The organism is Guopingia tenuis, assembly GCF_014384805.1.
In the GTDB taxonomy this organism is placed as follows: Bacteria; Bacillota; Clostridia; order Christensenellales; family Christensenellaceae; genus Guopingia; species Guopingia tenuis.
In genome coordinates this window covers 401,365-422,650 of sequence record NZ_JACRSS010000001.1, presented here as the reverse complement: position 1 = coordinate 422,650, position 21,286 = coordinate 401,365, and the positions used below count along the sequence as shown (strand labels likewise).

The following is a 21,286-nucleotide window of genomic DNA, read 5'->3' as shown; positions in this document are numbered from 1 at the left end:
GCAAGAAATAGGTTGTAAAAATGCCGGTTTTCAAGTACAATAAGATACATAAATAGTAAATACCCAGCAAAAAAGGAAACAATAGGAGGGAAGAACATGAGTTTACAGCATGAAGCGATTGACAAGGCGAAGGGAAAGATGGAAAAAACGATTTCGGCCCTGGTTAGCGAGCTTTCCAGCATCCGCGCAGGACGCGCCAACCCCCAGCTCCTGAACCGGGTAATGGTGGATTACTATGGAACGATGACGCCGATCCCGCAGGTGGGCAATGTGGCCTCGCCCGAGCCGCGGCTTCTGACCATTTCCCTTTGGGACCAGAGCATGATGAAGCCGGTGGAAAAAGCGATTCTGGCTTCGGATTTGGGGCTTACACCCACAAACGACGGAAAGGTGATCCGCCTGCTCTTCCCGGAACCCACCGAGGAACGCCGCAAGGAGCTGGTGAAAATGGCGCGGAAAAAGGCGGAAGATTCCAAAGTGGCGATTCGTTCGTTGCGGCGGGACGCCAACGAGGCCCTGAAAAAGGATAAAAAAGCCAGCAACATCACCGAAGATGATTTAAAAGAGCTGGAAAAGGATTGCCAGGATATGACGGATTCCTATATCAAAAAGATCGAGGATCTTTTAAAGGAGAAGGAAAACGAGATCATGGAGGTCTGACGCATTGCGGGATCTTCTGGGTCTGCCGCTTGACGAAGCCCTGCGGGAGCTTGAGGCCGAAGGGATAGCGGCAAAGGTTGTGGAGTATAAAGCAAAACGCGAGCTGGAAGGCGCTGACGACTGGCGCGTGCTCCGGGCAAAAAAGACGCCGGAGGGCATGGAACTGGTCGTCAGTGCGTTTTGTACTGTAATTTTATGATACAAAGGGAAAAGGTACGAGAATTTGGCAAAGGCAAATGTGGATTTTTCAGCGATAGACCGGGAAAAGCTGCCCAAACACGTTGCTATCATTATGGACGGCAACGGGCGCTGGGCGAAAAAGCGGATGATGCCCCGTTCCTTCGGGCACCGGGCTGGAATGGAGCGGGTGAAGGATATCGTCCGCATGAGCTCGGATATCGGCATTTCCGCCCTGACCCTCTATGCGTTTTCCACGGAGAATTGGAAGCGTCCCAAGGAAGAAGTGGGCGTGTTGATGTCGCTTCTCATCGAGTATCTGCGGCGCGAGTTGGGCGAGCTTCTCAAGGAGGGTGTCCGGTTCCGGTTTGTGGGTATGCGGGATCGTCTGCCGGCAGAGGTGCAGAGCATTCTGGATGAGGCGATGGAAAGCACCAAGGACAACACCGGGATGGATCTCTGCGTGCTGGTGAATTATGGCTCCCGGGCAGAGATCGTGGAAGCGGCCCGTTTGGCGGCGGAGGAATATGCGGCGGGAAAAATTTCCGAGGTCAACGCGGAGGAATTTGAAAAGCATCTGATGACGGCGGGCCTCCCGGACCCGGATTTTGTTATCCGAACCAGCGGAGAACAGCGGATCAGCAACCTGCTTCTCTATCAGATCGCCTATGCGGAGCTGTATTTTACGGATGTAGCCTGGCCGGATTTTGATGAGAAGGAATATTTAGCGGCTTTGCAGCAATTTGCCGGAAGAAACCGGCGGTTTGGCGATATAAAATAGACAGGGTGGAGTAGAAAACAGGAGGAAACCGTTTTGGGGAAGCGGATTGTCGTCGGCGTGGGGCTGGCGGCGGCTTTATTGGCTTTGGTTTACCTGCATGGTGTTTATATACAGGTGGCCGTTGTGCTTGTGGCGCTGGCAGTGCAGTATGAGATGATCAAAACCATTAAGACCAGCGGCGTCAAGCCGGTGGAAATTGTTTTATATGCCTTCACGGCGCTGGCCTTGCCGGTATATCAGCATATGGGCGGCTTGGCAGGCGTCTTTGTTTTGCAGATGTTCTCGGTCATTTTGATTTTCGTCACGGGAATTGTGTTCGATGCTTTTGATTTTGAGAGCATTTTTTCCAGCATTTTCACCCTCTATTATCCGCAGCTGTTTTTTGTGTTCTTTTATATGATTATCACGCTGCCGGATAAACAGCTGAGCCAGCTGATCATTCTGGTAGCCTTTGCGGCGGCGGCTATGACGGACGTATTTGCCTATTTCATAGGGAAGTTTTATGGGCAGAAAAAGCTCTGCCCCAACATCAGCCCCAATAAGACCGTGGAGGGGGCCCTGGGAGGATTGCTGGGAGGAATTCTCGGCGTTTTGATTATTGCCCTTCTCATGGATAACGGGCGCGTGCATCTGGTGGAATATGCGGTCTTTGCCGTATTGCTCTCTATTTTGGCGCAGATCGGCGATCTGGCGGCTTCAGTGGTCAAACGCCGCTATAACGTCAAGGATTTTGGAAGCATTCTTCCGGGGCACGGCGGTTTTCTGGATCGCCTGGACAGCACGCTGTTCATTCTGCCCATCGTTTATATGTTCTATAAGCTGTATCTCAATTTATAAGAGGAAAAAGTTTGAAAAGAAAGAAAATTGCGATTTTGGGATCCACGGGTTCCATCGGTGTTAATACGCTGCATGTGCTGCGGGATATGAAAGAGGAATATGAGGTGACCGCGCTGACGGCGCATTCCAACGCGGCGCTCCTTTTGGAGCAGGCACAGGAGTTTCGGCCTGCTTTTCTGGGCCTTTCCGGAGAAAACGCCGACCGGGAAACCCTTCGGGAAAATGCGCCTCGGGGAACCCGGCTTGCCTTTGGAAGAGAGGCGCTTTTGGAGGCCTGTTCCCAGGCGGACATGATTGTTTTGGCGGTGGTGGGCATTGCAGGCCTGCCGGCCTTTGAATATTGCCTGCGCAACCGGATTGCCGTGGCTTTCGCCACCAAGGAGGCATTGGTCTGCGGCGGGCGGCTGGCCCGGGATTTGATGGATGTGACGGGAACGCCGGTATATCCCATCGACAGTGAGCTTTCCGCCATCTTCCAATGCCTGCGTGGCAATGAGATGCGGGAGGTGCGGCAGATTCTGCTGACAGCTTCCGGCGGCCCTTTCCGCAGGGCGTCGCTGGAGGAAATACAGAGCGCTACCGTGGAACAGGCGCTCAAGCATCCCAACTGGAGCATGGGCGCCAAAATCACCATCGACTGCGCCACGATGATTAACAAAGGGCTGGAAGTGATGGAAACCCGCTGGCTGTTCGATATTCCCGCGGAGAAGATTACGGTAGTGGTACATCCGGAGAGCATTGTGCATTCCATGGTGGAATTTTCGGATCATGCCATTATGGCGCAGCTGGGATCGCCGGATATGAAAATCCCCATCGCCTATGCCCTGTCGTATCCCCGGCGGCTGGAAAACGATGTGCAGCCCCTGGATATTTTTGCGGCCGGGAGCCTGCATTTTGAACGGCCGAACTTTGAAAAATTCCCCTGCCTGGGGCTGGCCTATGAAGCCATTAAAAGCGACAATTACCTGCAGATGGTGCTGAATTCGGCCAATGAAGTGGCGGTGGAGGCATTTTTACATAAACAGATCGGTTTCATGGATATCGCCCGGCTGATCGAACAGGCGATGCACCATTTTGGGAGCCTTCCTATCGCCAGTTTTTCGGATATCTATGCGGCGGATGGAGAAATCCGCGCCTATTGCTGCGGGCTGCTGCCAAAGGCGTGATTGTGAAACTTCTGTAACGAAACAACATATGGGGCAGGGAAAAGGAGTATACTATAGCTATAGGAAAAGAACTGCCTCGAGTTTTGCTTTGTAACGAGGCCTCCAAGGAGGAATGGTTTGGATATTGTTATAACAATCATCGCGGGACTTCTCATTTTGACGGTGCTGGTGGTGGCCCATGAGTTCGGGCATTTTTCCGTCGGCAAAGCCTGCGGCATCCGCATCGAAGAATTTTCTGTCGGCTTTGGGCCGAAGCTGCTTTCAAAAATCCGAAAAAAGGACCAGATCCGATATTCCATCCGCGCATTGCCCCTTGGGGGTTATGTGCAATTTTATGGCGAAGATGAGGAGGTCGAGGGGGAACCCCGGGCCTTCAATAACCGCCCGCCCTGGCAGCGGTTTCTGACGCTGCTGGCCGGGCCGATGATGAATGTGGTTGTCGCCATTGTGGTCACGGCGGTGCTTCTCATGAGCTTTGGCGACTATGTCTATGTGGTAAACAGCACCAACAGCCAGGCGATGGAGGAGCTGGGCTTTGATATCCAGCCGGGCGACCGGGTGGTGGAGGTGAATGGAAAGCGGATCGATTTTGCCATGGAGGTTTCCATGGCCAGCCTGCAGGCAGGCGAAGAAAACGGCACCTATTCCATGGGACTGGAGCGGGACGGCGTCGTCCGGTATTTCTCCTTTAACGGCGTCAGCCAGGAGGAGATGGAGAATGCGGAAAATTCTAAGAGCCAATCGGAGGGCGAGCCGCTTTTGAAGTGGGAGACCGTTCGGCGGCATTTTGGATTTTTTGAGGCGCTGGGGCTGAGCTTCAAGTGGCTTTTCCTGATCGTCGGCCAGATGCTGGATTTTCTCGCGGGGCTGATTTTCCATGGAAAGGGAACCGGCGATGTGGCCGGGTTTGTGGGGACGATTGCCATTATTGGCGAAGCCGTGCGCTCGGGCATGGAGACGGTGCTGCGCATTACCGCCCTTTTGAGCATCAACCTGGCGGTGATGAATCTGCTGCCCCTTCCTGCGCTGGATGGCGGACGGATTCTGTTCCTGGGGATTGAAAAGCTGCGGGGAAAGCCGATTTCCCGCAAGGTGGAAGGATATATCAACATGATCGGGCTTCTGGCCCTGTTTGGCCTGATGATTTTGCTGACCTATCAGGATATTGCCCGGCTGATAACAGGAGGCGCATAGGACAATGACGCGGAAAGTAAATATTGGTGGTGTGATTATCGGCGGCGGACGGCCGGTTGCCATCCAATCCATGACCAATACGGATACGGCGGATGTGGAGGCGAGCGTGGCGCAGATTGCCGCACTGCAGGAGGCGGGCTGTGAAATCGTCCGCCTTTCGGCCTATGATATAAAAAGCGCCCGGGCCTTTCGGGCAATCAAGGATCAGACAAGCATCCCGCTGGTGGCGGACGTGCATTTTGATTATAAAATCGCCATCGCCGCTATGGAGGCCGGGGCGGATAAGGTGCGCATCAATCCGGGCAATATCGGAAGCGAGGATAAGGTGCGCCAAGTCGTTGCGGCGGCCAAGATGCACCATGTTCCGCTGCGGGTAGGCGCCAATTCCGGCTCGATTGGCAAGGCATATTGGGACAGGCCCAAGCATGAGGCTCTGGTAGAGAGCGCGCTAGAAAATGTGCGGATGCTGGAAAAGGAGCATTTCCAGGATATCGTAATTTCGCTGAAATCCTCCAGCGTTCCCGAAACCATCCGGGCTTGCCGGAGGCTTCATGAAATCTGTGAATATCCCCAGCATTTGGGGGTGACGGAAGCGGGTATCCGGGAAACATCGGTCATCAAATCATCCATGGGAATCGGGGCCCTGCTGGTGGACGGCATTGGGGATACCATCCGCGTCTCCATTACGGGCGATCCGGTGGAAGAAGTTCGGGTGGCGAAGGATATTCTTCGCTACAGCGGCGTGCGTCCCTTTGGCCCGGAGGTGGTGTCCTGCCCGACCTGCGCCCGGACCCGCATCGATATCGAGGCCATGGCCCGGCGGGTCGGCGAGATGGTCAAGACCATTGATGTCCCCCTGAAAATCGCCGTGATGGGATGCGCTGTCAATGGCCCGGGAGAGGCCAGGGATGCGGATATCGGCATTGCCGGAGGAAATGGAGAGGGGTTGCTTTTCATTAAGGGCGCTCCCTATAAAAAGGTGAAGGAAAGCGAGCTGTTTTCCGCTTTTCAGGAGCTTTTGGAGAAGATTCTGGCCGAGTGGGCTTAAGGGAAAGAACGAGAGGAAACATGGCACAGACAGGAGAAGCGGCCGCACGCCCGGAAGCACTGGCACCGGCTGCTGCGGGAAAGAACGAGCAGCGCAGACAGATAATTGAAAATGCCCTGAAAAAGCGGCAAAGATTTTCTGGGGTGGAATATGAGAAGATGGCATATAGCCGTTCGCTGGCGAAATATGTCCTCTTTTTGCGCTCAGAAACCGTATTTTCCATGATGGATTTCTTATCACTGGAGGCATTTTTGAAAAAGGAGCTGACGGCGCTGCCGGAGAACCTGCGGATAGTGCTGCATCAGCCGGGAGAGCCGCTGCTGGGGGATGGCGCCTTGCTGGAAAAGCAGGTGCAGGAGTTTATGATTGCCTGCGAACCGGCGCTTTTGCCTTTTGTCAACGAATCCCGGGTGGAGAGGGAAGGTGCGTTTCTGAATATCTCCTTTGGCCGGGAGCTGGGGCCGGATCTGGTCCGGCGCCTGGGTGTGGCTGAAAAGCTGGAGGCATATCTGGCGGACTTTTTTGGCCTGGAGCTGAAAATTAAGGAGCTGGCCTGCGCCGCCGTGGAGAAGGCGGATGTGCAGCATAACGAGGAATTATTCAATACGCATTTGAAAAAGCAGGCGCCAGCCGAACCTGCGCCTGTGCCCTTTGCCGCGCCGGCTCCGAAGCCGGCGGCGAAACCTTCGGAGCGCCCGTCTGCGCCTTCGCGCGGTTCCGGCCGAAAGGGAAATTCCCTTATCGTGTCCAAAATCAACCAGCAGCCAGTGCCGATGAAAGAGTTGGTGGAGGATGAGGACGCTGTGGTGGAAGGCGAGGTGCTTTCCACAGAGGTTAAACTGCTCAAAGAGAACAAATACACGATTCTGTTGTTCAACCTGACGGATCTGACTTCCTCCATCCAATGCAAGAAGTTTTTCCGGGGCGACCAGTCGCAGACGGCTGGGGAGATCAAAAAAGGGCAGAACTACCGCGTGCGGGGCAATTATGCCTTTGATACCTATGCCAAGAGCTTTATTTTCAACGTAACGGATATGGCGCCGGTGGAGAAGAAAAAGGTCATGGACACCAGCGAGCGAAAGCGTGTGGAATTGCATCTCCATACCAATATGAGCGCCCAGGACGGCATTACGCCGGCGGCGGATTATGTGCGCCGGGCGGCGGAATGGGGGCATAAGGCCATCGCCATCACGGATCACGGCGTGGTGCAGGCGTTTCCGGAGGCCGCGAACGCGGCAAAAAAATGTGGGATCAAGGTCGTCTATGGCATGGAGGCCTATATGGTGGACGACAGCAAAAAGGTCTATGAGGGGAAGCGGGATTATTCCTTTGATGATGAATTTGTCGTCTTTGATATTGAAACCACCGGTCTGCGCCCTTCGACCTGCGAGATCATCGAGATCGGAGCGGTGCGCGTCTGCAAGAATAAGGTTCTTGAGAGCTTCCATTCCTTTGTGGATCCGGGGCAGCGGCTTCCCTATAATATCATCAGCCTCACCGGAATCACCGACGACATGCTTCAGGGTGCGCCGGGAAAACGCGAGGTTCTGGAAAAATTTCATGCCTTTGTGGGCGACTCCTGCCTGGTGGCTCATAATTCGGATTTTGACACCAGCTTTGTTTTTGGAAAGGGAGAAGAACTGGGAATCCATTTTACAAACGACGTGCTGGACAGCCTGCGGGTGGCCCGGGCGCATCTTTCCCAGCTCAAAACCCATAAGCTCAACCGTCTGGCCAACCACTATGGCATCACGTTCAATCACCACCGGGCGACGGATGACGCGGAGGCCACGGCAAAAATTCTCTATAAAATGTTTGAGGAGATCCGGGCGCAGAACGGGACTGAGACGCTGCGGGGCATGAACCTCATGGCCAGCACGGAGACGCTGAGCAAATCCGCGCGGCCCTATCACACGATCCTGCTCTGCAAAAACAAAACCGGGCTTATCAATCTCTATAAGCTGATTTCCTTTGCCCATATTCAGTTTTTCCATAACCGGCCCCGCATTCCCAAAAGCTACATTAACCAATATAGGGAGGGGCTGATCGTGGGATCGGCCTGCGAACAGGGCGAGGTATATAAGGCGGTTCTGGACGGGCTGAACGACGATAAACTGGCCAGAGTAATGGATTTTTATGATTACCTGGAGATTCAGCCCCACGGCAACAACGAATTCATGATCCGGGAGGGGACTGTGGCCGACCGGGAGGAGCTGAACCGCATCAATCGCCGGATTTATGACATGGGCAAAAAGCTGGGGAAGATGACGGTGGCCACGACGGACTGTCATTTTCTGGACCCTCAGGACGCCCAGTTCCGGGCCATCATCATGGATTCCCTGGGCTTCAAGGATGCGGATACGCAGGCGCCCCTCTATTTCAAGACGACAGATGAAATGCTGGAGGAATTCGCCTATCTGGGCGAGGAAGAGGCCATGGAGGTGGTAGTGGATAATCCCAACGCCATCGCTGAAATGACGGAGGAAATCGAACTTTTCCCCGGGGAGACCTGCATGCCCTCCATCGACCACGCGGAAGAAGATATTCAGGAGGCGGCCTATAAGCGCATTCACGAGCTCTATGGCGACCCGCTGCCCCAGATGATTGCAGACCGTTTGGAGCGGGAACTGGGTTCTATTATCAAGCATGGCTTTTCCATTCTCTATTGGATCGCCATGAAGCTGGTGGCGAAGTCCATGAGCGACGGATATCTCGTCGGCTCCCGGGGTTCTGTCGGCTCCTCTTTGGCGGCTTTTGCCACGGGAATCACGGAGGTAAACCCGCTGCCGCCGCATTACCGCTGCCCCAAGTGCAAGCATTCGGATTTCAACGTCGACCGGGAAAAATACGGCTGCGGCGTGGATATGCCCGAGGCTGTCTGCCCCAAGTGCGGGGCAACCTATGTCCGGGACGGCTATGATATCCCCTTCGAGGTGTTCCTGGGCCTGCATGCGGAGAAGGTTCCGGATATCGACCTGAACTTTTCGGGGGAATACCAGGGCAAGGCCCATAAATATATTGAAGAGCTGTTTGGCGAGACGCATGTGTTCCGGGCGGGAACCATCAGCGCAATCCAGATGAACACGGCCATCGGGATCGTGAAGAAATATCTGGAAAAGCGGGAAATGACCGTGAGCAATGCGGAGATCGAGCGGCTGGCCACGGGAATCTGCGGCATCAAAAAGACCACCGGCCAGCATCCCGGCGGCCTGGTGATCGTGCCGCGGGACCGGGAGGTTTATGAGTTCACGGCAGTGCAGAAGCCGGCGGATAAGCTGGATCGGGACACCGTCACGACGCACTTTGACTTCAACTCCATGCACGATATTCTGGTCAAGCTGGATATTCTCGGCCATGATAACCCGACGACCATCCGTATGTTACAGGATCTGATCGGCTTTGACCCGCTGAAAATTCCGCTGAACGACCCGGAAACCATGTCTCTGTTCCGCTCCACTGAGGCGCTGGGGATCACCCCGGAGCAAATCCGCGGGGTAGACGTGGGGACGCTGGGGATTCCCGAATTCGGCACGAAATTTACCCGGCAGATGCTGGACGATACCCGGCCGACCACGCTGGCCGAGCTGGTGCGCATTTCCGGGCTTTCCCATGGAACCGACGTTTGGAAGGGAAACGCCGAAGATCTGATCCTTTCCGGGACGACGACGCTTTCGGGATGTATCTGCACCCGGGACGACATTATGAACTATTTGGCGGCTCATGGAGTGGATAAGCAGCTGGCCTTTTTCACCATGGAGAGCGTCCGGAAGGGAAAGGGCCTCACCGAAGAGATGGAAAAGGCCATGATCGACAACAACATCCCGGATTGGTTTATCGATTCCTGCAAGAAGATCAAATACATGTTCCCCAAGGCCCATGCCGTGGCCTATGTGGTGATGGCGCTGCGCATCGCATACTGCAAGGTGCATTATCCAAAGGAATATTACGCGACCTATTTCACCACGAAGTACAGCGATTTTGACGCTTCTTATGTGCTGAGCGGTCCGCAGCGGGTCCAGGAGGGGATCGATGAGATCGAGGCTTTGGGCTTTAAGGCGTCCAACACGGAAAAGAGCTTACAGGTGATTCTTGAGCTGGTCAACGAGATGTTTGCCCGGGGGATCGGATTCCTTTCCGTCGATCTCAAAAAGAGCAAGGCAAAGAAGTTTACCGTGGAGGGAGACAACATCCGCCTGCCCTTTGTCGCCATCCCCAAGCTGGGGGAAAAGGCGGCGGAGGCCCTGGAATATGAGGCGGCGCAGGAGGACTTCATGTCTATCGAGGAACTCAAGCGGCGCTGCAAAATATCCCAGTCGGTCATAGACGTCATGAAGGAGATGGGCTGCCTGGCCGGCCTGCCGGAGAAGGCCCAGTTATCCATGTTCGATATGATGTAATTTCCCCGACCGATTTATTGACGAATCCACGGGAACGTTATATAATATATAAGTCCGTTTATCCATAGCTTACTTTGCATAACAGGCGGCGGGGAGCAGGATTTCCTTTGCGTGACTCATGCTAGCTTTTGGATAAAAGGCAACTGCCAGGCAGCGGGAAAGTGCCTGCAATTATCAATAGAGAGGAGAAAAGTATATGAAAGTACGCAAACTGCTGCTATTGCTTTTAGTAGTGATATTGATTTTTGCAAGTACTTACTTGGTTGTATTTGGCGTATCTTTCGGAGTTAAGGAATTCACGCCCCTGCGGGCGATCAAGCAGGGCCTGGATCTGACGGGCGGCGTGTCCATCGTGTATGAGGCGGCGGATCCGTCGGTGGAGGATCTGGATACAAAGATCGAGGGTGCCATGGAAATCTTCCGCACCCGTTTGGATGACAAGGGGTTCACGGAAGCGACAGTTACCCGCCAGGGAACCAGCCGCATCCGTGTGGAGGTCCCCATCAACGAGACAAGCGAAATTCAGGATCCCAGCGAGATTGTTGACTTCATCGGAAAGCCTGCCAAGCTGCAATTTTTGAAGCCGGATGGCACGGTGATTTTGGAGGGCTCGGATCTGGTGTCAGCGACTCCGATGGTCAGCAATGAAACCGGAAGATACGTGGTTTCCTTTGAGATGACCCAGGAGGGCGGCGAGGCGTTTGCCGAGGCAACCCGAGAGCTGGCCCAGGCATCCAGCAACCGCTATATCACCATCACGTTGGATGGCGAGACGATCTCCCAGGCGACAGTTTCCCAAGAAATCTCCGGAGGCTCGGGAATTATCGAAAGCTCAGATTTCACGCAGGCTACCGCCACAGAGCTGGCCATGCAGATCGAGAGCGGCGCGCTTCCGCTGGATCTGAAAGTTCTGGAACAGCGTTCCATCAGCGCAACGCTGGGCGACGAAGCTCTGCAGAACAGCATTTTGGGCGGCCTGGTCGGTTTGGCAGTGCTGATGCTGTTCATGATTGTTGTATACCGCATGCCCGGCCTCATGGCGGATATCGCTCTGGTATGCTATATCACGCTGGTGCTGTTTGTGCTGGCCCTCTTTGAAATCCAGCTAACGCTGCCCGGTATTGCCGGTATCATTCTGGGCGTCGGCATGGCGGTTGACGCCAATGTCGTCATTTTCGCCCGGGTGAAAGAGGAATTCTATACGGGAAAGACGCTCCGGAGCTCCCTCAAGGCCGGCTTCCATAAGGCGGCGACCGCTATTGTCGACTCCAACGTGACGACGCTGATTGCGGCTTTCGTCCTTGGAATCTATGGAACCGGCTCCATCAAGGGTTTCGCCTACACATTGGGGATCAGCATTGTGGTTTCCCTGTTCACGGCGTTGGTCGTGACCCAGGGCCTCTTATATCTGCTGGCAGCCATTGCCCCCAACGGGAAAAGAATGTATTTTCCCAAGAAGAAAGTTAAAGGAGGCGAAGCAGAATGATTTTAAAGAATTTTAAATGGTTTACCTTATTGATCATTTTGTTCGTTGTCGCCGCGCTTATTGTGGGCTTTTCCTGCGGCGGGCTCAATCTGGGAATTGACTTCACGGGCGGATCGCTGGTTACCGTGAAAATAAATGAGGATTATGATTCCGAGGCTGTCCGCCAGGCAGCTCTGGAAGTGGATGGGATTTCCGGGGATGTTTCAGTCGTCAAAGCCGGGGAGAATATGACCGAGGCGGTTATCCGGATTCAAAACAGCGGCAGTGAGGCCACGGAGGAGAGCCTGGCCCTGCAGATGGTGGAAAATATCCAGAAGATCTATCCCAATGCCAGCTATGAGGGCATTGAATCCGTGGGTGGAACGGCCAGCGGCGATCTCATTACCAGCGCGGTGATGGCAGTGGTGATTACATCCGTTCTCATGCTCATCTATATCTGGATTCGGTTTGACCTGTTCTCGGGTATCGGTGCTGTATTGGCACTTGTTCACGACGTTATCATTATGATCTGCGTCATGTGCATTTTCCGTATTCAGGTGGACAGCACCTTTATCGCCGCCTGCCTGACCATCGTGGGCTATTCCATTAACGCGACGGTGATTATCTTTGACCGTGTCCGGGAAAACATGCGGACGCTGAACCCCAAGGAATACACCAAGGCGAAGCTGCTTGACCGCAGCGTGAAGGAATCTCTGGAACGCACCATCAATACATCGCTGACGACTTTAATTATGATCGTTGCCCTGTATATTTTCGGCGTTGAGTCCATCAAGGTTTTTGCCCTTCCCATCATCGTGGGCATTATCGTCGGAACCTACAGCTCCAATTTGCTGGCGGGATCCATCTGGATGCTGCTTCTGGAGAAGTTCGGCAAACAGGGCGTCGGCGGACGCAAACGCGTCAAAGCCATTCGGTAAGAAAAATAACAAGTATACGAAAAGAGGCGGTTTCAGACCGCCTCTTTGTGAATTTGAAAAAGGTGGAACCGATTGAAAGTATCTCTTCTGGAAATGCAGACCCCAAAGGAAAATCAAATCGCGGAATATCAGGAGCAGCTGCATATTTCGCCCGCTGTTGCGCGCCTTTTCATCAGCCGCGGCTTTTCTCTTTCAGAAGCCTGGGAATTCTTGCATCCAGGACCCGAGGGCCTCTGCGATCCTTTTCTTTTTCAGAATATGGGGCGGGTTACAAAACGCATCCGTCTTGCTCTGGAACGAGGAGAGAAGATAACGGTCTATGCCGACTATGACTGCGATGGGACGTGCGGGGCGGCCATTTTATATCTTTTTTTGAAGGAAATGGGGGCGCAGGTGCGGGTATATCAGCCCGACCGTTTTCTGGAGGGATATGGAACCAATGGCGCGGCGGTACAGCGCCTGATTGACGAAGGAACCCAGCTGCTCATTACTGTGGACTGCGGCATACGCAGCGTGGAGGACGTGGCGCTGGCGAAAATGCTCGGGGTAGATACCATTATTCTGGATCATCACGAGTGCGGCGAGCTGCCGGATACACCCTATATATTGAACCCAAAGCTGCCGGGGGAGGAATATCCCAATCGGGAGCTTTGCGGGGCTGGCGTCGCCTTTCAGCTGGCTTTTGCCATGCTGGGGAAAAAAGCCTATGCGCTTATAGACCTAGCGGGTGTCGCCACCATCGGTGATATTGTAAGCCTGCGGGGAGAGAACCGGGCGCTGGCTGCTCTGGGGATTCGCAAGCTGCGCAAACAGCCGGCGGCCGGTTTTCAGGCTTTGGCCCAGGCGGCGTCGCTTGATCTGAAAAAAATTGCCTCCTATGGAGTGAGCTTTATCCTGGTGCCCCGCATCAATGCGGCGGGGCGCATGGAGCATGCCCGGGCGGCGCTTTCGTTGCTCACCGCAAAGACAATGGAGGAGGCGCGGGAATCTGCCCTGCATCTGGATGCGCTGAACCGGACGCGGCAGGAACGGCAGAAAAAAATTATCGGGGAAGCGGTAGAGATGGTGCGCCGGGATGTGAATCTGTCTCAGCGGCGCACGATCATGCTGGCCGGGGAAGGCTGGGACAAGGGTGTGGTCGGTTTGGCGGCTTCGGCGATTGCCGAGCGGTTTTGCCGCCCCACGGTTATTTTTTCCCGGGACGGAGATATGCTGACAGGCTCGGCCCGAAGCATTCCCCCGGTGAATCTCTATGAAATCCTGGCCTCCCAGGAGAGGGAATATATCAAATTTGGCGGGCATTCTCAGGCTGCGGGATTATCCATACAGGCGGAAAAGCTGCCAAAGGTGTGGGAGGCGGTAGACGCATTTTGCCGCGAAAAATATGCCGAGAGCGATTTTATCCCCCAGGCAGTCTGCGATCTGGAACTGCGTCCGGAGGAGATTGACCTGGATTTTGCCGCCCAGCTGGAGCTTTTGGAGCCATTCGGCATGGGAAACGAGAGCCCCATTTTCTATCTTCCGGAGGTGCAGATCGGAAGTGTTTCTTCTTTGGGAAAGACGGGAGAGCATCAGAAATTTTCCGTTGACGGGAGCGGGGCGGAATTTCTTCGGTTCCGTTCTACAGAGCATTTGCAGCCGGGTTTGGCATATGACCTTTTGGGGAGCGTTTCAGTCAACGAGTTTCGGGGCCGAAAAAAAGCCCAGATGATCGTCCGCCGGATGGAAGAGCGGGAGGATCATTGGGGCAAGGAGGTAGTTGCGGAAAACCAGCGGCTATATATGCGGGATTTTTTGCGGGAAATCTCCGGTTTGCGTTTATTTTTGCAAAATCCCGGCGATTATAGAGTTATCAAAGACCAGGAATCTCTGGCGGCGGAGTTGAGGGAGAGAGGAAAGCAAAGTCTGTTTGGAACCGCCGTGCTGGCGGATACGGCCTGGGCAGCGCAGGAGATCCTGGAGATAGCGCCGGAGCTTGCGGAGCTCTTTCAGGTAAAGCGCCGGGATGCCTTGGCGGATTCGGCCATCAATTTTATAAGCCTTTGCCCAAATGGTGCGGATCTGCATAATTATAACCATGTGTACCTTGCGGGCTGTTTCTCCTATTTGGAGAAAATCCCCCGCGAGGCATGTACAGTCTATTTCCCCGAAGGAATGCTGGCGGCCTATCAACGGGAAATTCACGAATATTTCGCCGGTGAAGAGGAGATGGAGGCATACCGCGAGGCGGTGGAACGTGCCTGCCGGAAGCTGGGCCGGCGCGGTGTCGATAAAATGAGCGATTTTCTCCGTTTGGCCTGCGGAGAAATGCCGGATGCCAGCGAGAAGAAAATGTGGTTTTGTCTGCATGTTTTTTCGCAACAAGCGTTGCTAGAATTGAAAAAAAGTGATAAAATACACATTAACTATCAGAAAGGGGCGATTCGGGCAGAAAACAGCCGAATTTTTGCCGCAGCCCGTGAAATCATGGAGAAAGGGGGAGGAAGCCATGACGGAATACTATAAAAAATTCATCGAGAGTTATCCGACATATGGAAACGATCCGCTCATTGAAAAGGCGTTTGATGTGGCGGAAAAGGCCCATGCGGGGCAGTTGCGTGCCTCGGGCGAGCCATATATCATCCACCCCTATGAAGTTGTCCGGATTCTGGCGGAGTTGGGCTTGGATTCCATCAGCATCTGCGCAGGCATGCTGCACGACGTTCCAGAGGATACGGAATATACGCTGGAGCAAATCGAAAAGGAATTTAACCCGGAAATTGCGCGGATCGTGGACGGCGTCACAAAACTGACCCGGTTCGGCTTTCAATCCAAGGAAGAGGCCCAGGCCGAAAGCCTTCGGAAAATGTTTCTGGCCATGGCCTCGGATATCCGCGTCATTATCATTAAGCTGGCAGACCGCCTGCACAACATGCGGACGCTGGATTATAAAAATGAGGAAAAACGCCGGGAAAAATCAAAGGAAACGCTGGAAATTTATGCGCCGCTGGCCCATAGGCTGGGGATCAACACCTTCAAATGGGAATTTGAGGATCTGTCCCTGAAATATTTGGAACCGCAGGCGTATTTTGATATTGCGGCGAAGCTGAATTCCACCCGGGCGGAGCGGGAGAATTATATTGCCGGAATCATTGCAACCCTGAAGGAAAAGCTGGCGCCTCTGGGCATAAAAACTGAAATTGAGGGCCGGCCCAAGCATATTTATAGCATCTATAAAAAGATGAAAACAAAGGCAAAGACCTTTGAAGAGTTATACGATCTGGTGGCCGTCCGGATTATTGTGGAAACCGTGAAGGACTGCTATGGCGTTCTGGGCGCTGTGCATACCATCTGGCGGCCGCTTCCCATGCGGTTTAAGGACTATATCGCTGTTCCCAAGCAGAATATGTATCAGTCGCTGCACACCACCCTGCTCGGCACGGACGGCAAGCCCTTTGAGGTGCAGATCCGTACCTTTGAAATGCACAAGACGGCGGAATACGGCATTGCCGCCCATTGGAAATATAAGGACGGCACGACGGGACAGACCGACCTGGATAAGAAGCTGGCGTGGCTCCGGGAGCTTATGGAGTGGCAGAATGACATGAAGGATTCCCGGGAATTCATGGAGGCCCTGAAGATCAACTTCTTTTCGGATAACGTCTTTGTGTTCACGCCCAAGGGCGACGTAAAGGATTTGGTGAAGGGGAGCACTCCTCTCGATTTTGCCTATAGCATTCACTCGCAAATCGGGCACAAATGTGTGGGGGCGAAGGTGAATGGACGCATTGTTCCGCTGAACTATGAGCTGAAAACTGGGGATATCGTCGAGGTAATGACAAATCCCAACAGCAAAGGCCCCAGCCGGGACTGGCTATCCATGGTGAAAACTGCGGCGGCGCGCTCCAAGATCCGGGCCTGGTTTAAAAAGGAACTCAAGGAAGAGAATATCCATAAAGGCCGGGAGGCTTTGGAGCAGGGCGCCAAGCGCCTGGGATATGAGCTGCATACGCTCCTGAAGCCGGAATGGCTGAAGGGAATCTATAAAAAATATACCCTCAACAATATCGACGATATGTATGCGGCGGTGGGATACGGCGGCCTTGCGGCCAGCCAGATCCTTTCCCGCCTCATTGAGCTATACCGCAAGGAAAACCATATTTCGGACGCTGTCGTGGTAAAACAGCCCCCCAAGGGGAACAAGTCCATCGGGCATGATGCAGTCATCGTCCGCGGGCAGCCGGATATGGTGGTGCGGCTGGCCAAATGTTGTAACCCCCTTCCCGGGGATGAGATCATTGGCTATGTGACCCGGGGCCGGGGAGTTTCCGTGCATCGGGCGGACTGCTCGAATATCAATGACGTGGATTTTGAGCCGGCGCGCCGGATTGAGGTTGCCTGGGGCAGCGAAGAGACGGCGAAATATATGGTGGAGATCCAGATCAACGGTCATGATACTCCTGGGCTCTTGGCGGAGATTTCCCAGCTGATGTTTTCCCTTGGATATTCTATCGCCGCGATCAATGCCCGGAGCATGAAGAACAAAGACTATTGCATCAACTTGAAATTTGAAGTGGCCGCTATCCGGGATTTGCAGGCTCTGATGGAAAAAATCCGCCGGATTCCTTCGGTGACTGAGGTTTTCCGGGTGAACAATTAGGGAAAGCTATGCGTGCAGTTGTGACAAGGGTTTCCCGCGCCGGCGTCGCTATCGGCGGGGAAGAGGTGTCCCGCATCGGACGGGGCCTTCTGGTGCTTCTGGCGGCGGAAACCGGGGACGGGAAAAAGGATATCGATTATATTGTGGACAAGGTTTTGCATCTGCGAATTTTTGGAGACGACCAGGGAAAGATGAATCGCTCGGTTTTGGATGCCGGGGGAGAGCTTCTTCTGGTTTCCCAGTTTACGCTGATGGGAGACGCGCGAAAGGGGCGGCGGCCTAGCTATATCCGGGCTGGTGCGCCGGAGGCCGCGAGGGAGCTTTATGATGCGGCGGTTGCCGTTTTTTTGGAAACAGGGATTCCCTGTAAGACCGGCGTGTTTCAGGCGGATATGCAGGTGGAATCCATCAATGACGGGCCCGTGACGATTCTATTGGACAGCAGAAAACTTTTTTAGGGGGCAACTATGGGGCAGAGCCAGGTAATCAAAATTGTCAGTCAGCCGCTTTCCGTAAATACGTATATCCTCTTTCTGGAGGATACGGGAGAGGCCGTGGTCATCGATCCTTCCTTTTATTCTGAGAGAATTCTCAAGGTGCTGCGGGAGGAAAAGCTGGATTGCAGGGCAATTCTGCTCACCCATGGGCACTTTGACCATATCGCGGGCGTGAGCGCCGTCCGGGAACACTATCATGCTCCAGTGTATATCCATGCGGCGGATGCTCCCATGCTTTCGGATCCGGAAAAAAACATGAGCGCTATGATGGGCGGTCTTCGGGTGCAGACGGCGCCGGCGGAGCAGCAGATGAAAAACGTGGAAAAGCTGCATCTGGCCGGCATGGAAATCGTCGTGCTTTCCACGCCTGGACATTCGCCGGGAAGCGTTTGCTATCTTTCGGGGGATTATCTATTTTCCGGCGACACGCTCTTTAACCTGAGCGCCGGTCGGACGGATTTTCCCGGCGGCAGTATGGAGAATCTGAACGCATCCATGGAGCTGCTGAAAAAAATCGAGAAGGATTATATTGTCCATCCCGGGCACGAGGGCTCCACTTCGCTCCAATTTGAAAAGGACAACAATCCGTTTATGGGGAATGCAGAATGGTCGTTTTAAATACCAACACGCCGGAGTTTTCCAACGATCTTTGCGACGAGATCCGGCTGTTTTTTGACGTGCGGAAAATTGCATATGAAGACACGATCCTCGCCGGGGGATACACGATTTGGCATCGGCAGGATGCGGAGAATCCGTTTTTCCACACCTGCCGGGTTTATCGCGATGGATCGCCGGCGGGCGAAGCCGCTTATGAGGCGGAGGCAGCCGAGCCTTCGTCTGTTTTGCAATATAAAAAAATGCGGAAGCGGGCCGCAAAGATATGCATATACCGCGCACTTGTCAAGGCTGCGGGAGAGGAAAAGCCCTGGGGGTCTTTAACGGGCATCCGGCCCACCAAGCTCATGCGGGAAACCTGGGAAAAGGAGGGGCAGGCGGAAGCGGAACGGCTGTTCCGGGAAGAATTTGACGTATCCCAGCCAAAAATCCGCCTGTTGGAGAGTATTTGCGGCGTCCAGCGCCCAGTGATCGACTCGGTGACGCCCACTGAGCTGGATATCTATATCGGCATTCCCTTCTGCACCTCCCGGTGTGCTTACTGTTCCTTTTCCTCGGCGCTTACCAGCAAAAAGGGCGACCGAGAGCGGGAATATGTGGATGCGCTCCTGCGGGAGATCGGTCTGCTGCGGGAAATTATCGGTGGCTATCATGTGCGGAGCGTATATATCGGCGGCGGGACGCCTACCGCTCTTGTCCCCGAGCAACTGGAACGCGTGGTGCGGGCAGGGGCGGAATTTGCCGCGCCGGAGTTTACCGTGGAGGCCGGACGGCCGGACACCATCACGGCGCAGAAACTGGATATTTTGAAATCCATGGGGGTAAACCGCATCAGCATCAATCCCCAAACCACATGCGACGCTACGCTGGAGCGGATTGGCCGCAGCCATTCGGCCCGGGAGTTTTTTGCGGCGGCGGAACTGGCCCGGCGCTATGATTTTCAGGCGGTCAATATGGATCTGATTCTGGGGCTTCCGGGAGAGACGCCGGAGATGTTCCTCAGCTCTGTCAAGGATGTCATGACGCAGAATCCGGAGAATATTACTGTGCATACCCTGGCGATCAAGCGGGCCTCGGCCTTTGGCATGGCCAACGCCCATCGCTTTGCCTCGGGAGCGCAGGCGGAACAGATGCTCAGCGAGAGCATGGCGCGGCTGGCGGAAGGCGGCTATGCGCCCTATTATATGTACCGGCAAAAGTATATGACGGGCAATTTGGAGAATATCGGCTATGCACGGCCGGGCACCGAATGTATTTACAATATCGATATTATGGAGGAAACGTGCAGCATTCTGGCCTTTGGGGCGGGCGCGATTTCCAAGCGGGTGTTTCCCAGCGCTCAAACGCGCATTGAGCGGGCTCCCTGCGTCAAGGATATTCCCGGCTATATCGCACGGGTGGAGGAAATGGCGGAGCGGAAGAAAAAGCTGTTTTGCGAGCCAGTTTGAAAGGCTGGGGGTTTATTGACTTTTCAGCGGGGAAACCGTATAATAAAAAGCGCATATAAAGGGATTTTTTGACTTTCATGAGAGCTTGCCGTCCGTTTGAAGAAAACGGACTTTTTGCTGGTGGATGCGCAAAAGGAGGAAAACAGAGTTGGATATTAAGGCACCGAAGGGGACGCGGGATCTGCTGCCCCAGGAGAGCTATAAATGGCAGTATTTGGAAAACGAAATCCGGGAGATCACCAAACGCTTTAACTATAAGGAGATTCGGACGCCCATGTTCGAGCATACCGAGCTGTTTCAGCGGGGCGTGGGGGATACGACGGATGTCGTGCAGAAGGAGATGTATACCTTTTTAGATAAAGGGGAGCGCTCCATTACTCTGCGGCCGGAAGGGACGGCGGGGGCGGCCCGCAGCTTTATTGAGCATGGGTTGGCCGGCGGCCCGCAGCCCACGAAGATGTATTATCTGGCTCTCTCGGTATTCCGCTATGAAAATCCCCAGGCCGGGCGGCTCCGGGAACATCATCAGTTTGGCGTGGAGGTCTTTGGCGCCAAGGATGCGACGACGGACGCGGAGGTCATCAACCTGGCCTGGACGGTGCTCAACCACTTTGGCGTGCATAATCTGGAGCTGAACATCAACTCCATCGGCTGCCCCAACTGCCGGCCTCAATATAACGCGGCGCTGGTGGAATATTTCCGGGCGCGGGAGGACGAGCTTTGCGAAACCTGCCGGGAACGGCTGGAGAAAAACCCTCTGCGCATTTTGGACTGCAAGGAGGAAAAATGCAAAAAGGTGGCTGCGGGTGCGCCGCGCATCATTGATTCCCTCTGCGAGGATTGCCAGGAGCATTTTGCGCATCTGCAAAGCTATTTGAGCGAGATCGGGATTCCCTTCAAAATCAATCCCTATATTGTCCGGGGGTTGGATTATTACACAAAAACGGTATTTGAGATCATTTCCCATGAGATCGGCGCCCAGGGAACAGTCTGCGGCGGCGGCCGTTATGACGGTCTTTTGCACCAGATCGGCGGTCCCGAGATGCCGGGCGTAGGTTTCGGCATGGGTATGGAACGGCTTTTGATGGTCATGGAGGGTGCCGGAATTGAGATCCCCCGGCCTGAGGAACTTAAAGTGTTTCTCTGCACCATGGGAGAACAGGCCAGGACCTATGGCTTTGGCCTTTTGAAGCGGCTGCGGGATGCGGGGATTTCCGCGGATATGGATCACAGCGCCCGGAGCCTCAAGGCGCAGATGAAATATGCCAATAAGCTGCAGGCGCAGTATGCCGCGGTTTTGGGCGAAGATGAGCTGAACCGGGGCGTAATCAAGCTGCGGAATATGGCGGCCAGCGAGGAGCGGGAGATTTCTCTCGAAACCCTGGCGGAAGAATTGAATTAAAATCATATATCAACATAAAGGA

General features: G+C 54.3%; 16 protein-coding genes. All 16 read left to right on the top strand.

Annotation, left to right across the window (positions count from 1 at the left end; genetic code table 11):
- Positions 1-96: 96 nt before the first annotated feature.
- The 16 genes from frr to hisS all read left to right on the top strand — a co-directional run bounded on the left by frr (position 97) and on the right by hisS (position 21,264).
- Entirely contained in the window at positions 97-660 is a 564-nt protein-coding gene (frr, locus tag H8693_RS02060) for a ribosome recycling factor (protein WP_249279588.1), read from the top strand.
- A gap of 4 nt (positions 661-664) precedes the next feature.
- On the top strand, positions 665-859 hold the full coding sequence (locus H8693_RS02055; RefSeq protein ID WP_249279587.1) for a hypothetical protein: 195 nt from the start codon (positions 665-667) through the stop codon (positions 857-859).
- A gap of 24 nt (positions 860-883) precedes the next feature.
- Positions 884-1,618 (top strand): isoprenyl transferase, encoded by a 735-nt coding sequence (locus H8693_RS02050; protein ID WP_249279586.1) that lies wholly within the window; start codon positions 884-886, stop codon positions 1,616-1,618.
- Positions 1,619-1,651: 33 nt separating this feature from the next.
- Positions 1,652-2,455 carry a phosphatidate cytidylyltransferase gene (locus H8693_RS02045; protein ID WP_249279585.1) on the top strand — a complete coding sequence of 268 codons (804 nt, stop codon included), beginning with the start codon at positions 1,652-1,654 and terminating at the stop codon, positions 2,453-2,455.
- A gap of 11 nt (positions 2,456-2,466) precedes the next feature.
- Entirely contained in the window at positions 2,467-3,621 is a 1,155-nt protein-coding gene (gene dxr, locus H8693_RS02040) for a 1-deoxy-D-xylulose-5-phosphate reductoisomerase (RefSeq protein WP_249279584.1), read from the top strand.
- Between the two features lie 117 nt (positions 3,622-3,738).
- Positions 3,739-4,815 (top strand): M50 family metallopeptidase, encoded by a 1,077-nt coding sequence (locus tag H8693_RS02035; protein WP_178619700.1) that lies wholly within the window; start codon positions 3,739-3,741, stop codon positions 4,813-4,815.
- Positions 4,816-4,819: 4 nt separating this feature from the next.
- Positions 4,820-5,863 (top strand): flavodoxin-dependent (E)-4-hydroxy-3-methylbut-2-enyl-diphosphate synthase, encoded by a 1,044-nt coding sequence (ispG, locus tag H8693_RS02030; protein WP_249279583.1) that lies wholly within the window; start codon positions 4,820-4,822, stop codon positions 5,861-5,863.
- A 20-nt stretch (positions 5,864-5,883) separates the two neighbouring features.
- Positions 5,884-10,260 carry a PolC-type DNA polymerase III gene (locus H8693_RS02025; protein ID WP_249279582.1) on the top strand — a complete coding sequence of 1,459 codons (4,377 nt, stop codon included), beginning with the start codon at positions 5,884-5,886 and terminating at the stop codon, positions 10,258-10,260.
- A gap of 196 nt (positions 10,261-10,456) precedes the next feature.
- Entirely contained in the window at positions 10,457-11,746 is a 1,290-nt protein-coding gene (gene secD, locus H8693_RS02020) for a protein translocase subunit SecD (protein ID WP_249279581.1), read from the top strand.
- On the top strand, positions 11,743-12,663 hold the full coding sequence (secF, locus tag H8693_RS02015) for a protein translocase subunit SecF (RefSeq protein WP_249279580.1): 921 nt from the start codon (positions 11,743-11,745) through the stop codon (positions 12,661-12,663). The genes secD and secF overlap by 4 nt, the downstream gene beginning before the upstream one ends.
- A gap of 72 nt (positions 12,664-12,735) precedes the next feature.
- Positions 12,736-15,168, top strand: coding sequence for a single-stranded-DNA-specific exonuclease RecJ (recJ, locus tag H8693_RS02010; RefSeq protein WP_249279579.1), 2,433 nt, complete (start codon positions 12,736-12,738; stop codon positions 15,166-15,168).
- Positions 15,152-17,302 carry a RelA/SpoT family protein gene (locus H8693_RS02005; protein WP_249279578.1) on the top strand — a complete coding sequence of 717 codons (2,151 nt, stop codon included), beginning with the start codon at positions 15,152-15,154 and terminating at the stop codon, positions 17,300-17,302. Before recJ ends, H8693_RS02005 begins: the two co-directional genes overlap by 17 nt.
- A gap of 8 nt (positions 17,303-17,310) precedes the next feature.
- On the top strand, positions 17,311-17,760 hold the full coding sequence (dtd, locus tag H8693_RS02000) for a D-aminoacyl-tRNA deacylase (RefSeq protein ID WP_249279577.1): 450 nt from the start codon (positions 17,311-17,313) through the stop codon (positions 17,758-17,760).
- A gap of 9 nt (positions 17,761-17,769) precedes the next feature.
- Entirely contained in the window at positions 17,770-18,417 is a 648-nt protein-coding gene (locus H8693_RS01995; protein WP_178621643.1) for an MBL fold metallo-hydrolase, read from the top strand.
- A complete protein-coding gene (gene hemZ / locus H8693_RS01990; protein WP_249279576.1) occupies positions 18,405-19,862 on the top strand; it encodes a coproporphyrinogen dehydrogenase HemZ in 1,458 nt (485 codons plus the stop codon). Before H8693_RS01995 ends, hemZ begins: the two co-directional genes overlap by 13 nt.
- Before the next feature lie 124 nt (positions 19,863-19,986).
- Positions 19,987-21,264, top strand: coding sequence for a histidine--tRNA ligase (hisS, locus tag H8693_RS01985; RefSeq protein WP_407926333.1), 1,278 nt, complete (start codon positions 19,987-19,989; stop codon positions 21,262-21,264).
- Positions 21,265-21,286 lie beyond the last annotated feature (22 nt).

Coding starts and splice junctions, on each gene's coding strand:
- frr (WP_249279588.1), top strand. CDS start 97: ATGAGTTTACAGCATGAAGCGATTGACAAGGCGAAGGGAAAGATGGAA.
- ispG (WP_249279583.1), top strand. CDS start 4,820: ATGACGCGGAAAGTAAATATTGGTGGTGTGATTATCGGCGGCGGACGG.
- H8693_RS02025 (WP_249279582.1), top strand. CDS start 5,884: ATGGCACAGACAGGAGAAGCGGCCGCACGCCCGGAAGCACTGGCACCG.
- secD (WP_249279581.1), top strand. CDS start 10,457: ATGAAAGTACGCAAACTGCTGCTATTGCTTTTAGTAGTGATATTGATT.
- secF (WP_249279580.1), top strand. CDS start 11,743: ATGATTTTAAAGAATTTTAAATGGTTTACCTTATTGATCATTTTGTTC.
- H8693_RS02005 (WP_249279578.1), top strand. CDS start 15,152: ATGACGGAATACTATAAAAAATTCATCGAGAGTTATCCGACATATGGA.
- dtd (WP_249279577.1), top strand. CDS start 17,311: ATGCGTGCAGTTGTGACAAGGGTTTCCCGCGCCGGCGTCGCTATCGGC.
- H8693_RS01995 (WP_178621643.1), top strand. CDS start 17,770: ATGGGGCAGAGCCAGGTAATCAAAATTGTCAGTCAGCCGCTTTCCGTA.
- hemZ (WP_249279576.1), top strand. CDS start 18,405: ATGGTCGTTTTAAATACCAACACGCCGGAGTTTTCCAACGATCTTTGC.
- hisS (WP_407926333.1), top strand. CDS start 19,987: ATGCGCAAAAGGAGGAAAACAGAGTTGGATATTAAGGCACCGAAGGGG.